Below are 23,777 nucleotides of genomic sequence, written 5' to 3'. Positions count from 1 at the left end.
CCTGTCAGGCCATATAGACGCCGCCGGTGACATTGACGCCCTGACCGGTCATGAAACGGGCGGAATTCGAGCAGAGGAAAACGACGACATCGGCGACATCTTCGGGTGTTTCCAGCCGCCCGAGCGGCGTCTGGGCGATATAGTCTTCAACGACGCGCTCGGGGCTGACGCCGCGCAATTTGGCTTCCCAATCGATCTCGCGCTCCTGCATGCCGGTCTTGACGAAGCCCGGGCAGACGGCATTGACGCGGATGCCTTTCGAGGCCAGTTCGCGGGCAAGCGCCTGTGTCCAGCCGAGAACGGCGAATTTGCTGGCAGAGTAATGCGCCAGAAGCGGCGCGCCGACCTTCGCGGCAAGCGAGGCCGTGTTGACAATCACACCCTGGCCCTGCGACACGAAGCGGCGCGCAGCGATCTGGTTCGTCAGGAAGATGCCGCGCGTGTTGACGTCGAAGTTGAAGTCCCACTCCTCGTCGGTGATCTCCAGCGCATGCTGCATCGTAGAGACCCCGGCATTGGCAATCAGTATATCGTAGCCGCCCATGAGATCCGCGGCTCGTTCGAACGTCTTTTCCACGGAGGAACGCGAACGAACATCAATCTCCAGCGCATGGCCGGCAATCGATTGTGCGACTGTGTTCGCCGCCTCCAGATTGATGTCGCAAATGGTGATCTTGACACCCTGTTTTGCCAGCGCCTGCGCGATTGCACGGCCTATTCCATTGCCGCCGCCGGTAACGATCGCCTTCAAACCGTCGAGTTCCGCAAACTTCGGATGTCCCACGAGCCATATCTCCGACCAAAACAACACCGCGATCATATAACAACAAAAACTTACAAATCAATCGAAATTTATGTTTGAATTTGTTCGCTTTCTGAGCTAAGCACTGGTTATGTAATGGGAAGGCTGAGCTTCGGTAGCATGCGAACGCAAACACCCGCTCAGCTTATCTAAATGAAAGACAGACCAATGATCACAGGCCATGACGCCGAAACGCTGACCGTCGAAAAAACGAAAGTTCTCGCGCGCACGCGCCGTTCCTTCATTTTGGATGCGCTGGCCGAAACGGGCGCCGTATCCGTAACGGAAATTGCCGCACAGCTCGGCGTGTCTGAAATGACCGTGCGGCGCGACCTGACGGAACTGGAGAAGGAAGGACGGCTTGCCCGCACCCATGGCGGAGCAGTCAGCACCGACCTTACCACAATTGTCGAACCCGGCCTTTCAGCAACCACCTCGCGCCTCAACGAGCCGACCTTTCAGGCTCGCCTTGCCAAGAACGCATTGCCGAAACGGCTGATTGCGGAAGCGGCAGCGCGGGTCGCCTCAGGACTTCGCACCATCGCGCTGGATGTCGGCACGACAACATTCCTGCTTGCCCGGTTGCTCGCCGGCCAGCAGCATGTAAAGTTTTTCACCAACAGCGTGCGCAACGCCACCCAGCTTGGGGAAGGCCTGGCGGAAGTCTACTTGCCTGGCGGACGCATGAGAAACGATGAATTGTCGATCTCCAATGCAACGGCGATTTCCCAGTTCGAAGCACTTTGGTTCGACATCGCCTTTGTCGGCGTTTCCGGACTGACGTCAGACGGTATTTATGATTATTCCTTCGATGATACGGAGATGAAGCGCGTCTATCTCCGCCGCTCGACGAAGAAGGTCGTTCTCTGCGACGCATCGAAATTCGATTGCATGTCGCTCGTTCATATCGCCCCGCTGTCACAATTCGACATGCTGATCACCAATGCATCGCCGCCGCCAGAACTGGCAAAAGCGCTTGAAGCCGCCAGGGTTGAAGTGATGGTCGCCGGCGCATCCTCCTGAAGCATCCGGTTTGTGAAAACCCGCTTTCCCTAACGCCCAATTTCGGAGCTTTCGATGGTTTTTGAATTTTTTGGTGACAAGAAGAAGGTCATCATTGCCATGGCGCATATCGGCGCATTGCCCGGTTCGCCGAATTATGATCCGAAAGGCGGCGTCTCGAAACTCATCGACGACGTGATGGAAGATATTCGCGCGCTGCAGGAAGGCGGCGTCGATGCCATCATGTTTGGCAACGAGAATGACAGGCCTTACGAGTTGAAGGCACCGCCGGAGGGTATCGCTGCAATGACGGCGATCGTCCAGGCTGCGAAGGCGGAACTCAAGATTCCCTTCGGCGTCAATTATCTCTGGGATCCGACGGCAAGCGTCGCCATCGGTGCCGCCACCGGCGCAAGCTTCGTGCGCGAGATCTTCACCGGCGTCTTCGCCTCCGACATGGGTATCTGGGCCCCGGATTGCGCGACGCCGGCGCGGCTGCGCGCCAAGCTCGGCCGCACCGACATGAAGATGCTGTTCAACATCAATGCCGAATTCGCCCATTCGCTCGACCAGCGCCCGATCGAACTGCGCGCAAAGAGCGCGGTCTTCTCATCGCTGGCCGACGCCATCCTTGTGTCCGGTCCGCTGACCGGGCAGCCGGTCGATCAGTCCGGCTTGCGCAAGGTCTGCGAAGCCGTGAGGGATGTTCCCGTTTTCGCCAATACAGGCGTCAACAAGGACAATGTCACCGACATCCTCTCCTGCGCCAGCGGCGTCGTCATCGGCACGCATTTCAAATATGAGGGCAATACTTGGAACAAGGTCGAGCCCGCCCGCGTCAAGCGCTTCATGGACATCGTCAGCGCTATTCGCTGACGATGAGCGTTGGTGCATGGATCAAATTCCAATGGTTTGCCGATAGGCGGGCGGGATCGCCAACGGACGCCATGATTTTCGTCCATGCCCTACAAACACCATTCCGCCCGCCGTCACCATATTGGCAAGATGAAATTCAAGTTGACCAATTGGTCGGAATAGGAGGCCGATCCACGCCGGCGCGGCAGCCTGACGCTTTGGATGACGCCAGCGGCGCTGTCATCCCGGCCGGCGCCGAAGAGAACAATGCGTGGCGGCCAGCCACGCTACTCGTGCCTGCCGATTGAGACTGCCCTGACCTTGGCCCTCGTATTCAGCTTGCGGCTGCGCCAGATGGAAGGTTCGCTGACTTCGGTGCTGCAATTGACGGGGCTAGATCTCGCCGTTCCCCATCATGCCACGCTGAGCCGGAGGGCAAGTTTGTGGCGATCGTCTGATCGGCGGCAAAGCCGCCCGGTTTCGAGAAATGAGCCCGTTCACGTCCTCATTGACAGCACCGGGGCCGAGGTCTACGGCGCTGGCCAGTGGCTGGAGGAAAAGCACGACACCAACTCCCGACGGACCTGGCGCAAACTGCACCTTGCACTGGATGCCGACAGCGGCGAGATCATCGCCCACGTCATGACCGACCAAGACACCGGCAACGGCTCGCAAGTCGAACCGCTGCTCGGCCAAATCGACACTCCGATCCGCCAAATCACGCCCGATGGTGCCTATGGTGGGAAGCCGACCTACAACGACGTCATCAAGCACGGCGCCGATGCTGTCGTCGTCATTCCGCCGCGCAACAATGCGATCAACTGCTCCGATACAGAAACCGCCAGTCAACGAGACCGGCACATCGCGGCGATCAACACGGGCGGACGGATGAAATGGCAAGCTGCGACCTGCCACGGCAAGCGTTCGCTGGTTGAGACCGCGATTGTCGGGCATCGACTGCGGCCACGATCCTTCCGCACGCAGCAGATGGAAGTCGCCATTGGCTGCACCGTGCTTAACCGGATGCTGGCATCCGAACGCCCGAAATCTGTCCGGTGCAAGCCGCCTACGACATAGCCACGGGATCATGGACTGGAATCCGGCCACTCCTTGAGCCATGCACCAACGCCATGTGTCGGAGCAAAAATATTTCCAGCGACCCATCCAAGCGGAATGACCTGTCTTTCTCTTAATGGTCGGAGGGCATAGAAATCTCCCTCGCTGCACTCGCATGTCAGCGCGCTGTTTCGAGAAGGCCCCGTAGCAATTCCATGAAAGCCTCCATTTCAGATCACATTCTTGCGTCTGCCGGCGCGCTTTTCTATCGAGAGGGTATCCGCGCTGTGGGCATCGATCGCATCATCGATGAGACCAAGGTCGCCAAGGCAACGCTCTACCGGCATTTTCCATCCAAGGATCATCTCGTCGCGGCCTATCTTAAGGATCGCCATGAGCGGGTAATCCGCTCTTTGGACGCCGTCTTCGCCGAGGCAGCAAATCCGCGAGATCAGCTCAACCTGATCTTCGAGCGTCTGCATGAAAAAGCAGATAGCCCTGAATTTCGAGGGTGCGCATTTGCGCTTGCGGTCGCCGAGCATGGCGATTCAGAACGCGTCGTTGCCGTCGCGCGCAACCACAAAGCAACGGTGCGTCATTTGTTTGCCTCGCTCATGACGAGAGCAGGCGTAGAAGCAGTCCAGCCGGCCGCCCATCTTTGCCTTCTCTACGAGGGAGCACTCGCGACAGTCGCCGTCGGCCGCGATCCCCAGGCTGTTCTGACCGCCAGAGACTGCGCGCTTTTTGTATTTGACGTCGCGGTTTCTTCGATCAAAAAGGCTGAAAAGGCACAGCATGACAAAGGTAATTGACTATTTCTTCGGCATCGGCTCGCCCTGGTCCTTCATCGGCCTCGATGCGTTTACAGATCTTGCGCAAGCGCACGACATGTTGATCCGCCCGCACGTCATTTCCGTAATCGAAGAGAACGGCGGTATCTATTCCCGCAACAGGCCCGAGGTTCGGCGCGCCTACTGGATGAAAGACCTGAAACGCTGGGCGGCTTTGCGCGGCAAGACGCTCAATTTCGAAAATCGCGCCGCCCTTTCGGACCCGACTCCCGCGGGTTTCATGGTCATTGCGGCCATCGAGGATCGTTTGGATTGGCTAAAACTAACCCGCGCGCTACAGACGGCATTCTGGGCCGAAGCGGCGGATATCGGCCGGAGCGAGGTGCGTCAGGCGATCGCCAGTTCCGTCGGCTTCAACGGTGCGAAGCTGGAAGAACGCGCGAAGACCGAGGCCATCCAGTCGATCTGGCGATCCAACATCGAGATGGCCAAAGCCGCCGGCGTCTTCGGTCTTCCGACGTTTCGCTACGAAAATGAGCTCTACTGGGGGCAGGATAGCCTGCCCTTCCTTGAGCGCCACCTGAATGGCGAGAAGATCGCCGTCTGACGGCGCGTCTGTGAGACTTGGTACCGGCCAACCCGCATCGATGCCTGATCGTGACGGCATAGCGCGATTCCGGCTGTCACGGTCAGCACGGAAAAGGACGTGAAAGATGGGCATCCTATCCCCGAGCTATCGGTCCAATTACAGGCAAGATTCGATAACCGCTCATCGACCTCGCACGCGTTGCGTGACCAGCATGGCCGCGGCGAATCCATCCCACGCCGGCGATCCGAGGGCATCATGAACCCCGGCAAGATCCTGCCTGGGTGAGGATTGCCGATCTTTCCACCCTTGTTCACGGGAGACGCTGCGATGGACGGCTTCAAACCCCACAGCTCTCATTGGGGCGCATTCTACGGACGGTACCGGGGCGACGTCCTCGAAATCCGTCCCCATCCCGCCGACCCGCATCCATCGCCCCTGCTCGGCAACCTGTCCGCAATCGCTCATAGCCCCGCCCGCATCCGGCGCCCGGCCGTCAGGCGCGGCTGGCTTGAAGGCCGGCCTGATAATGCCGGAAAACGTGGGAGCGACGGATATGTCGAGGTCAGCTGGCCCGAAGCGCTCGATCTTGTCGCCAACGAGCTTCGCCGTGTTCACGCCGAAGCCGGACCGCAGGCCATTTTCGGCGGCTCGTACGGCTGGTCCAGCGCAGGGCGGTTTCATCATGCGCAAAGCCAGATCCACCGCTTCCTCAACGTGCTCGGCGGATATGTCAGATCGGTCAATACCTACAGTTCGGGCGCGGCGATGGTCATCATTCCGCATGTGCTCGGTCCTTACGATACCTTCGACCGAAAGAGCGTTACCTGGGAAGCGATAGAGCGCAGCAGCGAGCTGATCGTCGCCTTCGGCGGCATGGCGGTGAAGAATACCGATGTCCACGGCGGCGGCATCAGCCGGCACGTCGTACGCCCGACGCTGAGCAGCGCCCGTGCGCGCGGCGCGCGTTTCGTCCTCATCAGCCCGCTCAAGGACGACATTGCAGGTGATCTCGAGGCCGAATGGCTGCCGGTCATCCCGGGAACGGATGTCGCGCTCATGCTGGCGATCGCCTTCGTGCTCATCAGCGAGGGACGGCACGATCGGGAATTTCTCGACCGCTATACGACAGGCTATCCACGCCTTGAGGCCTATCTGCTGGGACGCGAGGATGGCATCGAGAAGAGCCCGCAATGGGCAGCCGGCATCTGCGGTATCGCCGCCGAGACGATCGTGGATTTGGCGCGCAGCATGGCGAATGCCCGAACGCTGATCACCGTCAGCCATTCGCTGCAGCGTGCCGATTACGGCGAGCAGCCGGTCTGGATGGGGATCGTACTGGCGGCCATGCTCGGCCAGATCGGCCTGGATGGCGGCGGCTTTTCCTATTCGCTTGGTGCGCTCGGCAATATCGGCAAAAGCCAGCTTGCCGTGCCCCTGCCGACGCTCAAGCAGTTTCACAATCCAGTGCCGGATTTCATTCCCGTCGCACGGATCGCCGACATGCTTCTGAACCCGGGCGAACCGTTCCATTACAATGGTCAGGCCCTGCATTATCCTGACATCCGCCTCGTCTATTGGGCCGGCGGCAATCCGTTCCACCACCATCAGGATCTCAACAGGCTTCGCCAGGCGTTCAAGAAGCCGGAGACGATTATCGTGCACGAGACGGCCTGGACGTCGTCTGCACGCCACGCCGATATCGTCCTGCCCGCAACCACGATGCTCGAGCGCGACGATATCGGTGCGGCCGACCGCGATCCGATGATGATCGCGATGAAGAAGCTGATTGAACCGGTCGGCGAAGCACGCTCCGACTACGAGATATTCGCTGATATTGCAGAGCGCCTCGGCAAGCGCGCTGAATTCACCGAAAACCGGTCAAGCCGTGAGTGGCTCGCTTTCCTCTTCGAGACCACGCGAACAGCCCTCGTCGCCGCCGGTCATCCGGCGCCGGACTTCGAAACGTTCTGGGAAAAGGGAGAGCTGCTGCTACCGGTAAGACCCGACGACGGCGGGCCTGCGCGCGCATTCCGGGCCGATCCGAACGCCCATCCGTTGCCGACGCCATCGGGCAAGATCGAAATTTTCTCCGAAACAATCGAGAGCTTTGGTTATGACGATTGCCGCGGCCATCCACGTTGGTATGGACCGGACCCGAAGACGGAGGCGGCGGAAGGTCCCTATCCTCTTTATCTCGTCTGCAACCAGCCCCACTCGCGCCTTCACAGCCAGCTGGACTATGGTGACTTCAGCCGTTCCACCAAGATCGGCGGCCGGGAACCGCTGCGCATCCACCCTGCCGATGCCGCAGAGCGTGGCATTTCGGATCGCGATATCGTCAGGCTGTTCAACGCCCGCGGCAGTTGCCTCGCTGCCGCTGTCATCAGTAGGGATGTAAGACCGGGTGTCATGCAGCTTGCCACCGGCGCATGGTTCGAGCCCGATAACGCTGAAGCTGCGATGGCCATGTGCGTTCATGGAAATCCGAACATCCTCACCCGTGACGCCGGCACATCGCAGCTTTCCCAAGGCTCGACGGGCCAGCTGACGAAGGTCGATGTCGAGCGCTTTACCGGTGAACCGCCGCCCGTACGCATTCTCGATGGAATGACGTTTATCGTCGGATAGACCGTCGTCACGCAATCCCGCTCGCCCGGCACTCGACCGGCGGAAATCCTGATCCTCGTGCTTCAGATCGCGCTGACAAAATAATCTACAAATTTGATGGAAAAAGAACAACCAGTCTTTCTCGAAACCGATCCGCTCACATAGGCTCCTGTTCGTCATTAGCCCGGCAACCAAACAGGACTGCTTCATGAACGACCGTTCTCCTCGCCTTCTTCTTTCCCGGCGTCGTCTGCTGACCGCCACCTCTGCGCTGGCATTTGCCGCCCTGGTCGCAACAGCGAATGTAACCCCGGCATTGGCTGAGGACGGCGCGCATGATGGCGGAGATGTCGTCTTCCTGATCGATTCGCTGGGCGACACCTGGATTCCCAACAACAGCGCGATCTCCAGCTTTCAGGGCCATATCTGGGGCCATGTCACCGACAAGCTTCTTTATGTCGATGCCGACGGCAAGGTAAGCCCGTGGATCGCCGAGCGCTGGGAGCAGAATGACAATGCGACGGAATTCACCCTGCATCTGAAGACCGGCGTGACCTTCTCCGACGGGAGCCCGCTCGATGCAGCAGCCGTCGTTGCCAATCTCGACATCTGGTATGCCGGACGCAAGAGCGAGGGCATCAACCCGATCGGCCTGTTCCCCAAGACCTATGATCATGCCGAACCCGTCGATGCGACGACCGTGAAGGTTTTCTTCAAGAAGCCGACCCTCGGCTTCATCCCGACACTCGGCTATCACGGCTCTATCCTCATCTCCCCGAAGACCATCGCCTCGCCGGCAAGCGCCCAAGCGGACCTGAGCAGGACCTCCGGCAGCGGCCCCTATGTCGTCGAGTCCTGGAAGGAAGGCGACTACGTCAAGCTTGCCAAGCGCAAGGATTACAACTGGGGTCCTGCCGCGGTCGGCCAGACCGGTCCCGCCCATCTCGATACGATCACCTACAAGCTCGTCTCGGAACCGTCGCTGCGCGTCGCGGCCGTCCAGTCCGGGCAGGCCGACGTTGCCTACAACGCATCGCCGCAGGAGCTCGAGTCTCTCAAGTCGGAAGGCCTCACGGTAGCGACGCCTCGCTATCTCGGCTTCGTCAACGGCTGGGCGATCAACACCAAGCTTGCGCCCTATGACGACGTGAGGGTTCGCCAAGCACTTCAGGCTGGCATCAATCGCCAGGAGATCATCGACACGGTCTATACGCCCGACTGGAAGCTTGCGACGTCGTTCATCCAGAGCAACGTTCCGGGTGCGACCGACCAGAGCCCGCTGCTTGCCTACAATCCTGAAAAGGCAGAGAAGCTTCTCGACGAGGCAGGCTGGAAGAAGGGAACGGACGGCATTCGCGTCAAGGATGGCAAGCCGCTGTCGCTGACGTTGAATTCCAACCCCTACCTCGCGACATCGAAATCGATCGACGAACTGATTGCCCAGCAGCTCGGCAAGATCGGCTGGAAGGTCGATATCCGTGCCTATGACGTCGTCACCTTCGGGCAGAAGGTAAAGTATGGCGGCGCGGGCGTACCGGCATATGAGGTGACGCGCTCCTTCATCGACGCCGGCACCGTCGCCAGCATCCTGACGAATGCCAACAATGGCGAGAACTGGTTTGCGCTCGACGAGAGCGACAAGACCCTCAACGACTTGCGCGACAAGATCGCCGGCGCCGGCTCCATCGAAGCCCGCAAACCGCTGCTCGATGAGTTGCAGAGATACGTCCTCGACCAGGGTTATTTCATTCCGCGGACACAGATCGTCCAGCGCATCTATGTGCAGTCGCCTAAGCTCAAGGGAGCGGTCTACAACGGCGTCGCCTATGCCAGCTACTACACCGCCACGAAAAGCGAATAGTCCGGCCGTTCAACAGACACAGAGGTGATGGGCATGAGAAAAGCCTATTTCGTGTATGCCGGAAAGCGGCTCCTGCAAGCGATCGTCGTGATCCTGTTGTCTTATGTCTTCACCTTTGTCGTCGTCAGCATCCTGCCCGGCGATCCGATTACCAACGTCCTGAACAACCCGCAGAACGGCTTCACCCCGGATGAGATCAAGGAGATCATCGCCGCGCAGGGATTGGACAAGCCGGTCCCCGTGCAGCTCTGGAACGCCTTTTCCGGCTTCGTGACTGGCGATCTTGGTCTGTCGATGCGAACTAACCGGCCGGTGGCAACGCTGATTGCGGAGGTTCTGCCGTCGACACTCGTGCTTGCCTCGGCGGGGCTCGCGGTTGCGCTGTTCCTGGCGGCAATCATCGCCTACGGCACGCAATTTCTGCCCCGGCGGCTTGGCCAGGGACTGCTCCGCGGCTTCCCGTCGCTGTTCCTGTCGGTTCCGAACTTCGTGATCGGCCTGGTGCTGATCCATCTCTTCGGCTTTCAGCTCGGCGTCTTTCGCGTCATCCAGCCCGACAGTTTCTGGGCAACGCTTTTCGCGGCGATCGCCCTCGGCATTCCGATCTCGGCACAGATCGCCGAAGTCCTGATTGCCAATCTCGACCATGAATCCAGCCAGGATTATGCCGCCGTCGCACGTGGACGCGGGCTCGGCCAGATGCGTCTCTTCGTCATGCACCTGCTCAAGCCCTCATCGCTTCCGGTCATCACGGTCGTCGCTTTGACGATCGGCGAATTGCTCGGGGGCTCGCTGATAACCGAGACGGTGTTTGGCCGAAACGGGCTCGGCAGCCTGGTGCAGCGGTCGGTCAGCACGCAGGACCTGCCGGTCCTGCAAGCCGTCGTCTCGCTCGCCGCAGTGGTCTTCGTGGTCGTCAACCTGATCGCCGACCTTACCTATCCGCTGCTCGATCCGCGCGTCAAACTTCTCGGCGGGCAAGACCGCCGTCCGACGACCGCCGACGACAGCTCTCTCCCCATCTCCAAGGGGCTGACCCCATGACACTTGCCTCTGTTTCCTCCACCCCCCGCACGACCGCGCTCAGCCGTCTGACGGGCCTGCGCGTGCCGCCCGTCGTCATCCTTTCGTTTCTGGTCGTTGCTCTGGCGATCGGCTGGTCTTTGGCGCCCAGCCTGTTTACCCATTACGATCCGGTGAACGGCACTCCCGCTCAAAAGCTGCTCGGCCCAAGTGCGGCACACTGGTTCGGTACTGACCATCTCGGCCGCGACCTCTATACACGCGTCGTCTATGGCACGGCTTCTTCGGTGGCGAGCGCACTGATTGCAGTCGTCATCGGCGTCGTCGCCGGCGGAATTATCGGACTGCTGGCCGGCTTCTTCGGCGGCTGGGTGGACACGGTCTTTGCCCGGCTCGTCGATGTGTTGCTGGCCATCCCCAAATTCCTGCTGGCGGTCATCGTCGTCACCGCAATCGGTTTCGACACGACCAATGCGGCAATCGCGACCGGCATCTCAGCCGTTGCGCTGTTTGCCCGGGTGATGCGCTCCGAAGTCATCAAGACCCGACAGGCCACATTCGTCGAATCGTCCTTCCTCCTCGGTGGCTCGCGCTGGCACATTCTGTGGCGTCACGTGCTTCCGAACGCATCGCGATCGGTGCTGCCGCTTGCCGTCCTGCAGTTTGGCGATTCCATCCTGGTGATCGCCAGCCTCGCCTTCCTTGGCTACGGCGATCCGCCGCCGGCCTCCGACTGGGGTCTGCTGATCTCGATCGGCAAGGATTACCTCAAATGGCCCTGGCTGGTTTATGCCCCGGCCCTCGTCACGATCGCAACCGTCCTCTCTGTAAACAGGATCAGCCGATGGCTCCGCAAGACAGACTGACCATGCTTTCAAACCGCCCATCGACCCCGCTGCTGCGGGCCGAAGGATTGTCGGTCGCCTACAGTACCCATAGGGTCGTCAGCAATGTCGGCTTCGAGCTTGGACGCGGCAAAGGTCTCGCGCTGATCGGCGAATCCGGATCGGGAAAATCGACCATCGCCCGCGCCGTCCTGCGACTGCTTCCCGCAGCGGGACATGCCACGGGCCGCGTCGAATTCGAGGGCCAGGAGCTTCTGGGGCTTCCGGAGCGCCGCTTCCGTCCATTCAGGGGACGCAGGATCGGTTTCGTGCCGCAGGACCCCGGCAACTCCTTGAACCCGGTCCGCACCATCGGCGCGCAGGCGATGGAAGCGGCCGCACTGCTCGACGAAACGGACAAGGTGCTTCGCAAGGCACTCGTTCTTGAGACATTCGCACAGGTCGGGCTCGACAATCCCCAGCGCGTCTACGACTCCTATCCGCATCAACTTTCCGGCGGCATGCTCCAGCGCGTGCTGATCGGGCTCGCCGTTCTGCCGCGGCCGTCGCTGCTGGTCGCAGACGAGCCGACCTCCGCGCTCGATGTGACGATCCAAAAGCGGATTCTCGACCTGTTGTCGACGTTGCAGGAGGAACTGCAGATCAGCCTTCTCCTGATCACCCACGACCTGGCGATCGCAGCCGAGCGCGCGGATTCCATCGTGGTCCTCAAGGACGGCATCGTCCAGGAGGCTGGCAGTACCGCTACGATATTCTCCGCGCCTTCCTCCTCTTACGCCAGAAAACTTCACGGCGACGTGCCGGCACTCAACCCGAACCGGTACCGGCCGTTGCGAGAGCCCGGTTTCCGGCATCTTGGCGCCCCGCGTGAAAGGACACCGAAGATCGAGGTCAGCGGCGTAACGAAGACCTTCACCGTCGACGGCAAGGTGCTGACCGCCGTCAACGACGTCTCGTTCGACGTTCAGGCGGGAACGACGCATGCGCTGGTCGGTGAATCCGGATCCGGAAAGACAACGGCGATCCGGCTTCTGCTCGGGCTTGAGCAGCCCGACGCCGGGAAGATCACTGTTGGCGGCGAACAGGTCAATGGTCGATCACCCGAACAGCTGCGCTCTGTCTGGCGGCACCTGCAGCTCGTCTACCAGAACCCCTTCACATCGCTTGATCCGACCTGGAACGTCGAGAGGCTCGTGCGCGAGCCGCTGGACCGCTTCAAGATCGGGACCCATCAGGAGCGGGCACTTGCGGTGCGCAGGGCGTCCGCAAACGTCGGGCTGGGAGAGCATCTCCTGTCCCGCAAGCCCGCCGCCTTGTCTGGCGGCCAGCGCCAGCGCGTCGCCATTGCCCGCTCGCTTGTCCTGAAACCTGACGTGATCGTGCTTGACGAGCCTACCTCCGCGCTCGACGTCAGCGTTCAGGCCGATATTGTCGAGGTACTGCTGTCGCTGCAGGTCAAGCTCGGCCTTACCTATATTTTCGTGTCGCATGATCTGGCGCTCGTGCGCCAGCTTGCCCACACGGTCTCGGTCATGCAGCGCGGACGCATCGTCGAGCATGGCACCGTGGGTGAGATCTTCGACACCCCCCGCCAGGCCTATACGCGCTCGCTGTTGGAATCGATCCCTTCGGGTGCCGCACGTTTCACACGCACCCAACCCCCGCAGCACCGGCCGATCTTCGACAAGGAAAAGATTGCATGACCGTCATCGCCCCCGCCGCGGCGCCGTCCGCGTCATTCCGTCCGAAGAAGCGGCTTGGCTTCAACACGCGCGTCTCGTTCAACGACGAGACCGGGCCTGCCCACGGCTTGCGGGAGGGCATCGAACTTTTCAAGGCGGCCGAACGTCTGGGCTACCAGTCGGGCTGGGCCTATCAGCGCCATTTCGACCATTATCTGTCCTCACCGCTCCCCTTCTTTGCCGCAGCCGGCCAACACACCAGCCATATCGTCCTCGGTTCGGCCGTCATTCCGATGCGCTATCAGGACCCCATCCTGCTGGCGGAAGCCGCAGGCACGACAGATCTCCTGATCGGCGGCCGGCTGGAACTGGCGATCTCGACCGGCTCCAACGCCGCCTTCGATGCCGTCTTCGGCACGGTCGATACCGATGCCCGGACGGAAGCCAAGCGCCGTCAGGCCCGTTTTCTTTCCGCGATCGCAGGCGAAGTTCTGCACACCATCACAGGACCCGGCCAGGGTGCCGCGGAGGGCAGCCAACTGAGGGTGACGCCGCATAGTCCGACCCTTCGCTCGCGCATCAGACAGGGCTCCGCCAGCCTTGGATCGGCGATACAAGCCGCCGAACTCGGCATCGGGCTGATAGCGGGAACCGTACAGCATGATCACGCCGAAGGTGAGAGCTTCGCAGATTATCAGGCGCGCTGCATCGAGGCTTTCCGAGCCACCTGGCGGAGGGAACGGACAAGCGAGCCGCCGCCTGTTGCTGTGGCAGCGTCAATCCTGGTCGGCACCACGCCGGACCTTCGCGAAAAATACGCCGCCTATGATCTCGAGCGTCGCACCCAAGGCATTGCGGCATCGCGGCCGAAGGGCGCGCTTGAGCCGAGCTCGCGGACCAATCAGCCGCCAGGAAGCCAGATCTCACCGGTCTTCCACGGCACGCCGGACCAGGTCATGGAAGCGGTGCTCAGTGATCCCGGCCTTGCCGCGGCCGACGAAGTCGTCCTCTTTCTGCCGCCTGCCTTCGACCTTGCCGAGAACATCCGGCTGCTCACCGATCTTACTGAAACCGTCGCTCCAAGCCTCGGTTGGTCGCCCGACTGGTAAGGCCGCCGCCCGGCCAGATCTTCCGCGGGAGCGATTAGGGAATATTTTCTATAGTTTCAATGGAAATAGAAAGACCTGTCTTCCTTACTTCTTAGCTGCCGCCTAACTTTTGTCCAACATTCGACAATCAGAGGAGCTCCCATGTCCGCGGAATTCATCAGCGTTAGCTTTCCCAACGCCTCGAACGATCTCAATCCCATCCCGGACGCTCCGGTGGATCCCAGCTATCTCGAGCGCTATGCACGCGCGCTCGATGACTACGGCTTCAACTATACGCTGATCCCCTACTCGTCCTCCTCCTTCGACCCATTCACCATTGGCGCCACCGTCCTTGCGCATACGAAGAACATCAAGATCATCGTCGCGCTCAGGCCTAATACCATCTATCCGACGGTCGCGGCCAAATCGCTTGCCACACTTGACCAGTTGAGCGGCGGGCGCGTGGTCGTCCACTTCATAGCCGGCGGCAGCGACGAGGAACAGGCGCGCGAGGGCGACTTCCTCGACAAGGAGCAGCGCTACGAGCGGCAGGAGGAATATATCCGTATCCTGCGGCTTGCATGGAGCTCAACGGAGCCCTTTGATTTCGACGGCAAATACTACCAATTCAAGCAATTCCGCAGTGCCGTTCGCCCGACGCACGGACTGATCCCGATCTCGCTCGGCGGATCATCGGACGCCGCCTACCGCATTGGCGGCTCTCTCTGCGACATCTTCGGACTGTGGGGCGAGCCTCTGGCGGAAACCAAGCAGCAGATCGAGCGGATCTATGCCGAGGCGGCAAAGGCCGGTAGGACCGACCGGCCTCGAATCTGGGTGACCTTCCGTCCGATCGTCGCGGAGACCGACGAACTGGCTTGGGAAAAAGCTCACCGGGTCCTCGATCGCCTTAAGGAAAACCGGGAAAAGGGCCTTCATCGCGCGCCGCCCACCGCCCCTCGCCCCGCCAATGTCGGATCGCAGCGGCTTCTCGACATTGCCGCACGCGGCGACGTCCATGATCGCGCCCTATGGTATCCGACGGTTACTGCGACCAATGCCTCCGGGGCAACTACCGCGCTTGTCGGATCGCCGCGCACGATCGCCGATTCGATCCTCGACTATATCGATCTCGGCGCCGACCTGATCTCTATCCGCGGCTACGACAACTTCAACGACGCCGTCGACTACGGCCGCCACATCCTGCCGCTGGTGCGTGAGGGCATACGCGAACGGGAAGACGCAAAGAAAAAGGCCGCGGCTTGATGATCGCCCATGACACGCCTTTCGATCCAGGCCTGCTGAAGGCGACAACGCGTGCTCTTGCGGACGCTGCCCCGGAGGCGGACCGGACCGGGGACTTCCCATGGGTCGGTATCCGCGCGGTTCATCAAAGCGGCCTGCTCGAAAGCACCGTCGCGGAGAGATATGGTGGCGCCGGCGCAACCCTATACGAGGTCGCGACGATCCTTGCGGCGCTCGGGCGGGGTGATCCGTCGGTCGCGCTCATCAGCGCAATGACGATCTTTAGCCATCTCGGCCAGGCAACAAAAAGCCATTGGCCGGAGGATCTCTATACGAGCCTGCTCGCGCAGGCCAAGCAGCGTCCGCTGCTTCTCAACGCGGCGCGTGTCGAGCCCGAGCTCGGCTCACCCGCCCGTGGCGGCCTGCCGGCGACGGTCGCTCGCCGTACCGCCACCGGCTGGTCGATCACCGGCCGCAAGCGCTTCGTCACCGGCGCGCACGGACTGACCCATTTCCTGGTCTGGGCACACACCGATGAAACACCCGCCCAGGTGGGAACATTCGTCGTTCCGAACAAGCTTCCGGGCATTCGCGTGATCGAGAACTGGAACAGCCTTGGCATGCGTGCCTCCGGCTCTCACGATGTCGAATATACCGATGTGGAAATCCCGCTGGAAAATGTCATCGATCTCGTCGATCCATCCGTTGCCCAGCAGGACAACCGTGCCCACGCAGCAATCACGTTGGCGCTGACCGCGCTCTATCTGGGGGTGGCCGAAGCGGCACAGGAGGCGTTCATCCGTTTTGCCCACGAGCGTGTTCCAACAAACCTCGGCCATCCGATCGCTCGTACCGAACGCTTCGTGACGCTTTCCGGTGAAATCGACCTCCTCGTCTCCGGCGCCCGGCAGATCATTTTCGATGCCCTGAAGGACAAGCAAGCCGAGGCCGAAAAGCACATACGGGCCCGGCTGCTTGCGGGCCGGCAGCTGCGCGACGCGGTACAGATCGCCGTGCGCGGCATTGGTAATCCCGGCCTCGGGAACGAACTGGGACTGGAACGCCATTTCCGGGACATTCAGTCGGTGCTCGTCCATGCGCCGCAGGAAGACACATCCATTTCCATTCTCGGGCGCGCCGCCTTCGAACGTTGGAAGAGCGAAAGGGACGCGCCATTGGCGCCTCCGGCCAGTCTCACCGTATTGAAGACGGCCTGATCATGACACGCTACATCATCATCGGTGCCGGCGCGGTCGGCGCGAGCCTTGCTGCCGAGTTCGAAACGCATGGCATTCCCTATGTGCTCGTTGGACGCGGCGCCCAGATTGCCCATATCGCCGCTCACGGTCTCTCGTATCGACGGGCGGGCGCACACAGTGTGCTCCGGCTCAAGACCGCCGACACAGCTTCGCCGCCAACGCTTCGCCCGGGTGATATTCTTGTCCTTGCGGTCAAGGCACAGGATGTCGAGTCGGCCACGAAATTCTGGGCCTGGCGGCAGGTCGAGGGTAAAGGCTCTGCATCGGAACTGCCTCTCGTAACATTGCAAAACGGGCTCGCCGCGGAAGATATCGCGCTGCGGCGCTTCGATCGTGTCTATGCGGCCAGTATCCGCATTCCGGCGTGCTACACCGTCACCGGCGAGGTCGTCGTCGGAGGCGAGCCAAATGTCGGCATCGTCGCCCTTGGCCGCTATCCCGAAGGGCTCGACGACACGGCCGTGTCGATCGTCGCCGATCTTGCAAAGGCGGGCTACCTCGCCGAAGCACGCCCCGACATCCGGCGATGGAAGGCAGCCAAGCTCGAACATAACGTTACCAATGCGGTCGAGCTTTTCGCAGGTTCTCCCGAGCTTCGCTCAGAGGCCGCAGCCAGGTTGGCCCAAGAGGCACGCGCCGTTCTCATTGCTGCCGGTTACGATCCGGCAGCCCCCTCGGAGTGGACGATCGACATCTCGTCCTGGCGCGTCGCGCCAGAGAGCGGCATCAAGCCCGGCCAGCAATCGACCTGGCAAAGCTTCACCCGCGGCACCTCAAGCGAGGTCGATTATCTGAACGGCGAAATCGTCCGGCTAGGAAGAATTCACGGCGTCGCAGCACCTATCAACGCAGCCTTCCAGCGGGCAGCAGCGAGGCTTGCGATCGATGGCCATTCCCCAGGCACGCGAGATATTGGCGAATTCTATCTCGTCATTACCGAAAGGGCAGCACTGAGCGGGCCTGCGGCCCCGCAAACCGACAGAAAGGAAAGATATGGGAACCCCTAGGATCGCCGCGATATCTGGAAGCTTTAGTCGGCCTTCCAAAACCACAGCGCTCGTGCAGCATGTCGCCGGACGCGCAAGCGATCGCTACGGCTTTGATAGGGTGACTTACGACATGATTGATGTCGGGCCATCGCTCGGTACTTCTCTTCTGGCGCAAAGAACTCGATGACAAGGCACAGCATGTCATCGAGGAGATTGTCGACGCCGATATTTTGATCGTCGGTGCTCCAACCTATAAGGGTACATATCCTGGCCTGTTCAAGCATCTGATCGATCTCATCGCCCCCCATGAGCTCAAGTCGAAACCGATCCTCATCACGGCAACTGGCGGCGGCGATCGTCACGCGCTGATGGCGGAGCACCAGTTGCGCCCATTATTTGGATTTTTCATGCCTCGCGCTGCAGGACAGCGAAACCGGTCATAGCAAGGCTGTTCGCCCTCGGCGGGCTGGGAGCCAAGCCCCCCGAAACCCTTCCGAAACATCAGGGACAATTGAGCTTTTCTTGAGTTTTGAAACAGATGTTGCGATTTTGCATCGTGCGGTTCATGTGTTTCATATTTCAGCAGATCGCATCGTGTTTAATCAATCGGCTTGACGAGGGTTCGTCCGCACGTGCTTCCCGTGCATCCTAAGTCATTCTGCCATATGGTTTTTTCGCCATGATCTTTGTCTACCTACGGAGGTGATGGGTACGACGAAGGCACAAAATTGGGGCAGAGGCTGATTTCCACGCGAAATCGCCACGCAAATTTTCAATGCGACAAGATCAATAAAGCGTTCTACATTTGCGTACAGCGTCGAAGAGCAAACTTCGGACGCGTCAACAAAGGGGAACGTCTCCATGAAAATGCGCATTCGTCATCTGCTGATCGGCGCGGTTGCAGCCGCCATATCCTTCGGTGCCGCTCAGGCGAAAGACCTCGTCGTGGCCACCGATACCGCCTTCGTGCCGTTCGAATTCAAACAAGGCGACAAATATGTAGGCTTCGATATCGACCTGTGGGATGCGGTCGCCAAGGATATCGGCGTGACCTACACGCTTCAGCCGATGGACTTCAACGGTATCATCCCTGCACTCCAGACCAAGCAGGTCGATGTTGGCCTCGCCGGCATCACCATCAAGGACGAGCGCAAGAAGGTCATCGATTTCTCCGACGGCTATTACGATAGCGGTTTCCTGCTGATGGTACCTGCAGACAGCAAAATTGTCGGCCCAGCCGACCTGAAAGGCAAGACGCTCGCAATCAAGACCGGCACCTCTGCCGCCGACTACGCCAAGGCGAACTTCAAGGACACGGAACTGCGCCAGTTCCCCAATGTCGACAACGCCTACATGGAACTTCAGACCGGTCGAGTGGACGCCGCCATGCACGATACGCCGAACGTGCTCTATTACATCAAAACCGCCGGCGGCGGAAAGGTAAAGGCCGTGGGCGAGCAGATGATGGCGCAGCAATATGGCATCGCCTTTCCGAAGGGCAGCGATCTCGTCACCAAGGTAAACGCCTCGCTTGCCAAGCTCAAGAAGGACGGCACCTACACGGCCATCTACAAGAAGTGGTTCGGCGCTGAGCCGAAGCTCTGATCGCCCGGTAGCCTCATGCGCGTCGGTTCCTCCGACGCGCAGTTCACGGGAGTATTCCAATGCAATTCGACTGGTCGGTGGTCATCGACGCACTGCCCGCCCTTCTCGGCGGCGCGCGCTTGACCGTTCTTATCGCCTTTGCGGGTCTTGTCGGCGGCATCGCCGTCGGCGCCGTCGCAGGTTTCATGCGCGCCTATGGCAACTGGCTGCTCAACGCCATCGCCTTCGTCTATGTGGAAATCATTCGCGGCACGCCCATCGTCGTGCAGGTGATGTTCATCTATTTCGCCTTGCCGATGCTGGCCGATATCCGCGTGAATCCCATGACGGCCGCCATCACCGCGATCATCGTCAATGCGGGCGCCTACATAGCGGAAATCGTTCGCGGCACCCTGCTTTCCGTCAGCAAAGGCCTCCAGGAAGCAGGCCTCGCGCTCGGCCTGCCGATGTGGAAGGTGCTGGCCTATGTCGTCGGGCCGATCGCCTTTCGCCGCATGATCCCGCCGCTCGGCAATCAATTCATCGTCAGCCTGAAGGACACGTCGCTTTTCATCGTCATCGGTGTCGGCGAATTGACGCGGCAGGGACAGGAGATCATGGCGGCCAATTTCCGTGCCGTGGAGATCTGGACCGCAGTTGCCATCCTTTACCTCATCCTGACCGGCGTCCTGACTTTCGCCCTCCGCTTCACCGAAAAGAGGATGCGCATCCTATGAGCATCGTGGAATTCAGAAACGTCACCAAGACCTTCGGTCCAATCACGGTGCTCAAGGATGTCAATCTCAACATCGAGGCTGGCGAGGTCGTGGTGCTGATCGGTCCGTCCGGCTCAGGCAAATCCACCCTTTTGCGCTGCATCAATGCGCTGGAGGAAATCGATGGCGGTGATCTCGTCGTCGATAATATCAGCGTGCGCGAGGGACGCTCGCGCGTGCGCCTCATCCGCCAGGAAGCGGGCATGGTGTTCCAGCAATTCAATCTCTTCCCGCAGATGACGGCACTGGAAAACGTTGCCTTCGGCCCTCGCCGCGTCCGCAGCCTCAGCAAAGCCGAAGCGACGGAACAAGCCAAAACACTGCTCGCGAAGGTGGGGCTGGCGGAGCGGGGCCACCACTACCCCTCGGAATTGTCCGGTGGACAGCAACAGCGCGTCGCCATTGCTCGTGCGCTCGCGGTCAAACCGAAGCTCATGTTGTTCGATGAGCCGACCTCGGCCCTCGATCCTGAATTGCGACAGGAAGTGCTCAAAGTGATGCAGTCACTCGCCGAAGAGGGCATGACGATGGTCGTCGTCACCCACGAGATCGCCTTTGCGCGGCAGGTGGGAACGCGGTTGATTTTCATGGAGGGCGGCAAGATCACTGTTGACGGCAACCCGGCTGCTCTTCTCGATAATCCCGAAAATCCCCGCCTTCGTGAGTTCCTCCAGCATGTCCATTAATATTTCCAATCAGCTTACATCAATCACCATGGAAGGTGACAGCCATGGCATTGGCAAGGCGCTCGGTCGCCAGGGCGCTGCCGCCGCGCATCATCATCTCGTTCGCACGCACGCCTGGGCGGTCGTAAGCTCCTTTTGCGATAGCGACCGTGTGCGCACAGCGCTGTCCTTGACCGAAAAGCACTACCCACAACACCTGGAGGAGCTGCATGGCCTTGCCGAAGGGCTCGATCTTCCGTTTGAGAAGGTCTTCGCCTGGAACTGCCGAGGCGATATCTGGACGATGAGTCCGGACGGCTGTACGACCGTGCAGCTCCCGGGCATTCAACCGGTTGTCGCCCATAACGAGGATGGGGACCCGGGCTTGCGCGCCGGATGCGCGATGGCCACGGTGCGGCCCAAGCAGGGTCACACTTTCTCGGCTTTCGTCTATCCCGCCTCCATTCCCGGCCACACATTCGCGATCAACGATGCTGGTCTCGTAGTGACCGTCAACAATATCCGTTCGCGACGGAGCGGTGACGGACTGCCCCGCATGGTCTTGACACGGGCGCTGCTCGACTGTGCGTCTCCGGAAGAAGCTATCGATTTGCTGCGGGCCATGCCGAGATCGGGCGCCTTCCACCTTACCCTTGCCTCCCCTGGCGCAAAGGACATTTTCAGCGTCGAATTCACCCACGAGGATGTATCGGTTGTGCGGCTGATGGCGCCCTCCAGCCATGCCAACCATCTGATCCACGACCGAATGGGGAAGGAAGAACAGGTGGTGACGGCTTCCTCCCAGTCACGACAACGACGCGGGGATGCGATGATCGCATTGGCCGGTGAAGCGGGCGTCGAACCCCTTGCCATTCTGCGCGACACGAACGAGGAGGCGTTGCCCATCTATCGCACGCAACCAGACGATCCCGATAACGAGAACACGCTGGCGACCGCACACTTTGCCATCGGGGCGGACAAGGTGGAATGCACCGTCTATGATGGCCCAGAATCGGTTCCGCGCTTTCGTTTTTCAAACGATGCGCTTTGTTTCGCTTGAGGGTTTTGAATGACGGGCAGCGACCTGCCAACCACTTTTGAGCGTCCGCAGACGCTGGAAGAACTGCGGGCGCTGACCGTCGGCATAAGGCGTGGGGAGACGAGCCTGTCTTTGGGCAGCAAAGCGCTCGATGTCTTATCGCGACTGGTCGACATCCCAGAACAGGCAGCGGTACGGACCATTTCGGAACTGTCAGCGGCGCTTGGCGTCAACCCATCGACGCTCACCCGGCTGGCTCAGCGTCTGGGCTATGGTGGCTTCAACGATTTTCAGGGCATTTTTCGCGAAGCAATCACCGACGACGAGCGCTACTTCTACAGTCGTCAGGCAGGCCGGCTGATTTCCGCACGACAAGGCGATGGCGAAGAGCATGCGGTGCTCGAAAGGCTGGCAACGGAATCGAAAGCCAACATCGACGGCTTCCTTGCCCAACTCGACAACAGGCACCTGCGCGCCGCCGCGGCGCTGTTGGCCCATGCGCCCCGTATTCGCGTCTATGGAGTGCGGCAATTCCATGCCTTCGCAAGCTTCCTCACCTACGGACTGTCAATGCTGCGCGACGACATCGGCCTTCTTGACGCACCGCGACTCGGTGAAGCGGAAGGGATTGCGCAGCTTGCGGCCGGCGACGTGCTTGTCGTCGCCAGTTGCGCGCCCTATACGCGAAATGTAGCGGATGTCGCGACCATTGCCGCGCGTTACGGCATTCGTGTGATAGCTGTGACAGACACCCGGTCGTCACCGCTTGTCGCGCCTTCCGAACATGCTTTTTTCGTGCCGCATGCCAGCAGCTTCTTCAGCAACAGCATGGGTGCCTATGTCGTTTTCTGCGAGGGCCTGCTCAACCTCGTTGCCCGCATTCTGGGCGAAAGCGCCGTCAGCGCCCTTGCGAGGCGTGAAGCGCTGATCAAGGACCTGCGGATCGAAGCGGATAACCCATGACGGCGATCCGGCTCATATCTTCCGACGCGGAATAGATGTCGCATAGGTGTTCAGGGCTTTAAGATGCTGATCTACGCGCTTCAACTCCTCAAGGCCCGCAGACTCGTCCCGCGCTGCCAGCAACCCACATAGGACTTCCGAGATAGCGAGCGCCGGCGTCAACGTGTGAAAGAAGGTCTGGCTTTCGGTCGGACAGAGAATGAGGTCGTCGGCGATGGAAACCAGCGGAGAAACCTCGCTGTCGGTGATCGCAACGATTCCCATTCCCTTGCCGCGGGCGGTTTCCGCCAGTTCAAGCGTCACGCGGGCATAAGGATTGATTGAGATTACGAGCAGAACGTCCTGCGCGCCGGCGCGAATGAGCCCGTCGCCGCCCGTTCCAGCCGGACCATCGAGATGCACGGTTTTTTCGCCGAGCAAGTTCATGACATAGTGGAAATGCCATACCACGGAGTGGCAGGAGCGGAGCCCGAGAACATAGATCCGGCGTGCTTCGTGCAGCCGAGTTGCGGCCGAACCGAGCCGTTCCAGCGAATGGGGCTCGCAAAGGCTGGCAATCTGTGCCGAAAGCCCGCTGAGCATCCGTTCCGCCAAGCCTTCTTTGGCTTCACCGCTCCGATGCCCTCCTTTTAGAGCCGCGCGAGCGGCAAAGCCCTCGCCACCGCCACGGATAATCTCGGCATAATGCACGCGAATGTCGTCATAACCGGACAAACCCAGGAACTTCGCAAGCCTAGTCATAGTCGAGGGCTGCACACCGGCGTTCCGCGCAAGTTCCCGCATGGAGACGAGCGCCACTTCCTGTGGATGCTCGATGATGTGACGAGCCGCCTGTTGCAATTGCGGCGACATACCGTCGAAGCGTTCGACAATATGCGAACGCAGAGAATCGTTCTGCAACACTTGGTTCATGCCGTGCCTCACTGTTTCAATCATGCTGTTCCCGAGACCTGCACGCAAGTCAATGTTTTACAGCGCGCCACTTCGCTCCGCACCGAATTGTCGAGAGAAGATACAATCGTCTCGTTTCGCATAATATAAAACAATCGTTGCACT

At 60.5% G+C, this 23,777-nt stretch carries 21 protein-coding genes and 1 pseudogene; 20 read left to right on the top strand and 2 right to left on the bottom strand.

The window, feature by feature from the left end:
- Nucleotides 1-4: 4 nt before the first annotated feature.
- Nucleotides 5-820 (bottom strand): SDR family NAD(P)-dependent oxidoreductase, encoded by an 816-nt coding sequence (locus GDN47_RS23245; RefSeq protein ID WP_152094341.1) that lies wholly within the window; start codon nucleotides 818-820, stop codon nucleotides 5-7.
- A gap of 150 nt (nucleotides 821-970) precedes the next feature.
- On the opposite strand from GDN47_RS23245, the gene GDN47_RS23240 reads away from it, so the two are divergent.
- From GDN47_RS23240 to GDN47_RS23145, 20 genes and pseudogenes are all read left to right on the top strand, one after another.
- Nucleotides 971-1,825 (top strand): DeoR/GlpR family DNA-binding transcription regulator, encoded by an 855-nt coding sequence (locus GDN47_RS23240; protein WP_113352279.1) that lies wholly within the window; start codon nucleotides 971-973, stop codon nucleotides 1,823-1,825.
- A gap of 54 nt (nucleotides 1,826-1,879) precedes the next feature.
- Nucleotides 1,880-2,680, top strand: coding sequence for a BtpA/SgcQ family protein (locus GDN47_RS23235; protein WP_113352280.1), 801 nt, complete (start codon nucleotides 1,880-1,882; stop codon nucleotides 2,678-2,680).
- Nucleotides 2,681-2,869: 189 nt separating this feature from the next.
- Nucleotides 2,870-3,736, top strand: coding sequence for an IS5 family transposase (locus GDN47_RS23230; RefSeq protein ID WP_233790087.1), 867 nt, complete (start codon nucleotides 2,870-2,872; stop codon nucleotides 3,734-3,736).
- 194 nt (nucleotides 3,737-3,930) lie between these two features.
- Nucleotides 3,931-4,527 carry a TetR/AcrR family transcriptional regulator gene (locus tag GDN47_RS23225; protein WP_113390730.1) on the top strand — a complete coding sequence of 199 codons (597 nt, stop codon included), beginning with the start codon at nucleotides 3,931-3,933 and terminating at the stop codon, nucleotides 4,525-4,527.
- A complete protein-coding gene (locus GDN47_RS23220) occupies nucleotides 4,511-5,113 on the top strand; it encodes a 2-hydroxychromene-2-carboxylate isomerase (protein ID WP_113390731.1) in 603 nt (200 codons plus the stop codon). The genes GDN47_RS23225 and GDN47_RS23220 overlap by 17 nt, the downstream gene beginning before the upstream one ends.
- A gap of 309 nt (nucleotides 5,114-5,422) precedes the next feature.
- Nucleotides 5,423-7,723 carry a molybdopterin guanine dinucleotide-containing S/N-oxide reductase gene (locus GDN47_RS23215; protein WP_152094340.1) on the top strand — a complete coding sequence of 767 codons (2,301 nt, stop codon included), beginning with the start codon at nucleotides 5,423-5,425 and terminating at the stop codon, nucleotides 7,721-7,723.
- Nucleotides 7,724-7,910: 187 nt separating this feature from the next.
- Nucleotides 7,911-9,563 carry an ABC transporter substrate-binding protein gene (locus tag GDN47_RS23210; RefSeq protein WP_152094339.1) on the top strand — a complete coding sequence of 551 codons (1,653 nt, stop codon included), beginning with the start codon at nucleotides 7,911-7,913 and terminating at the stop codon, nucleotides 9,561-9,563.
- Nucleotides 9,564-9,596: 33 nt separating this feature from the next.
- Nucleotides 9,597-10,607 carry an ABC transporter permease gene (locus tag GDN47_RS23205; RefSeq protein ID WP_113331855.1) on the top strand — a complete coding sequence of 337 codons (1,011 nt, stop codon included), beginning with the start codon at nucleotides 9,597-9,599 and terminating at the stop codon, nucleotides 10,605-10,607.
- Nucleotides 10,604-11,452: an ABC transporter permease gene (locus GDN47_RS23200; RefSeq protein WP_113352285.1), complete on the top strand. Its 849-nt coding sequence runs from the start codon at nucleotides 10,604-10,606 to the stop codon at nucleotides 11,450-11,452. Before GDN47_RS23205 ends, GDN47_RS23200 begins: the two co-directional genes overlap by 4 nt.
- Nucleotides 11,431-13,134: an ABC transporter ATP-binding protein gene (locus tag GDN47_RS23195; RefSeq protein WP_152094338.1), complete on the top strand. Its 1,704-nt coding sequence runs from the start codon at nucleotides 11,431-11,433 to the stop codon at nucleotides 13,132-13,134. The genes GDN47_RS23200 and GDN47_RS23195 overlap by 22 nt, the downstream gene beginning before the upstream one ends.
- Nucleotides 13,131-14,222, top strand: coding sequence for an LLM class flavin-dependent oxidoreductase (locus GDN47_RS23190; protein WP_113396177.1), 1,092 nt, complete (start codon nucleotides 13,131-13,133; stop codon nucleotides 14,220-14,222). Before GDN47_RS23195 ends, GDN47_RS23190 begins: the two co-directional genes overlap by 4 nt.
- A gap of 141 nt (nucleotides 14,223-14,363) precedes the next feature.
- On the top strand, nucleotides 14,364-15,467 hold the full coding sequence (locus GDN47_RS23185; protein WP_113396178.1) for an LLM class flavin-dependent oxidoreductase: 1,104 nt from the start codon (nucleotides 14,364-14,366) through the stop codon (nucleotides 15,465-15,467).
- Nucleotides 15,467-16,663, top strand: coding sequence for an acyl-CoA dehydrogenase family protein (locus GDN47_RS23180; RefSeq protein ID WP_152094337.1), 1,197 nt, complete (start codon nucleotides 15,467-15,469; stop codon nucleotides 16,661-16,663). The genes GDN47_RS23185 and GDN47_RS23180 overlap by 1 nt, the downstream gene beginning before the upstream one ends.
- Nucleotides 16,664-16,665: 2 nt before the next feature.
- Nucleotides 16,666-17,712, top strand: a complete 1,047-nt coding sequence (locus GDN47_RS23175) for a ketopantoate reductase family protein (RefSeq protein ID WP_152094336.1) — start codon at nucleotides 16,666-16,668, stop codon at nucleotides 17,710-17,712.
- Nucleotides 17,699-18,104, top strand: a pseudogene (locus GDN47_RS23170) (NAD(P)H-dependent oxidoreductase); the annotation flags it as partial. The gene GDN47_RS23175 and the pseudogene GDN47_RS23170, both read left to right, overlap by 14 nt.
- A gap of 451 nt (nucleotides 18,105-18,555) precedes the next feature.
- On the top strand, nucleotides 18,556-19,299 hold the full coding sequence (glnH, locus tag GDN47_RS23165) for a glutamine ABC transporter substrate-binding protein GlnH (RefSeq protein ID WP_113331661.1): 744 nt from the start codon (nucleotides 18,556-18,558) through the stop codon (nucleotides 19,297-19,299).
- A gap of 59 nt (nucleotides 19,300-19,358) precedes the next feature.
- The gene (gene glnP / locus GDN47_RS23160) at nucleotides 19,359-20,015 is read left to right on the top strand and encodes a glutamine ABC transporter permease GlnP (protein WP_113331660.1); all 657 of its coding nucleotides are present in this window, start codon (nucleotides 19,359-19,361) and stop codon (nucleotides 20,013-20,015) included.
- Nucleotides 20,012-20,740 (top strand): glutamine ABC transporter ATP-binding protein GlnQ, encoded by a 729-nt coding sequence (gene glnQ, locus GDN47_RS23155; RefSeq protein ID WP_113331659.1) that lies wholly within the window; start codon nucleotides 20,012-20,014, stop codon nucleotides 20,738-20,740. The genes glnP and glnQ overlap by 4 nt, the downstream gene beginning before the upstream one ends.
- A complete protein-coding gene (locus tag GDN47_RS23150; protein ID WP_113352292.1) occupies nucleotides 20,730-21,779 on the top strand; it encodes a C45 family autoproteolytic acyltransferase/hydrolase in 1,050 nt (349 codons plus the stop codon). The genes glnQ and GDN47_RS23150 overlap by 11 nt, the downstream gene beginning before the upstream one ends.
- Before the next feature lie 9 nt (nucleotides 21,780-21,788).
- Nucleotides 21,789-22,721 carry a MurR/RpiR family transcriptional regulator gene (locus GDN47_RS23145; RefSeq protein WP_113331657.1) on the top strand — a complete coding sequence of 311 codons (933 nt, stop codon included), beginning with the start codon at nucleotides 21,789-21,791 and terminating at the stop codon, nucleotides 22,719-22,721.
- A gap of 12 nt (nucleotides 22,722-22,733) precedes the next feature.
- On the opposite strand, the gene GDN47_RS23140 is transcribed toward GDN47_RS23145, so the two are convergent.
- Entirely contained in the window at nucleotides 22,734-23,633 is a 900-nt protein-coding gene (locus GDN47_RS23140) for a MurR/RpiR family transcriptional regulator (protein WP_210386769.1), read from the bottom strand.
- Nucleotides 23,634-23,777: the final 144 nt, after the last annotated feature.

Origin of the sequence: Martinezella dioscoreae (genome assembly GCF_009176305.1) — a bacterium.
Taxonomy (GTDB): domain Bacteria; phylum Pseudomonadota; class Alphaproteobacteria; order Rhizobiales; family Rhizobiaceae; genus Rhizobium; species Rhizobium dioscoreae.
This window is presented reverse-complemented; position numbering and strand designations above follow the sequence as displayed.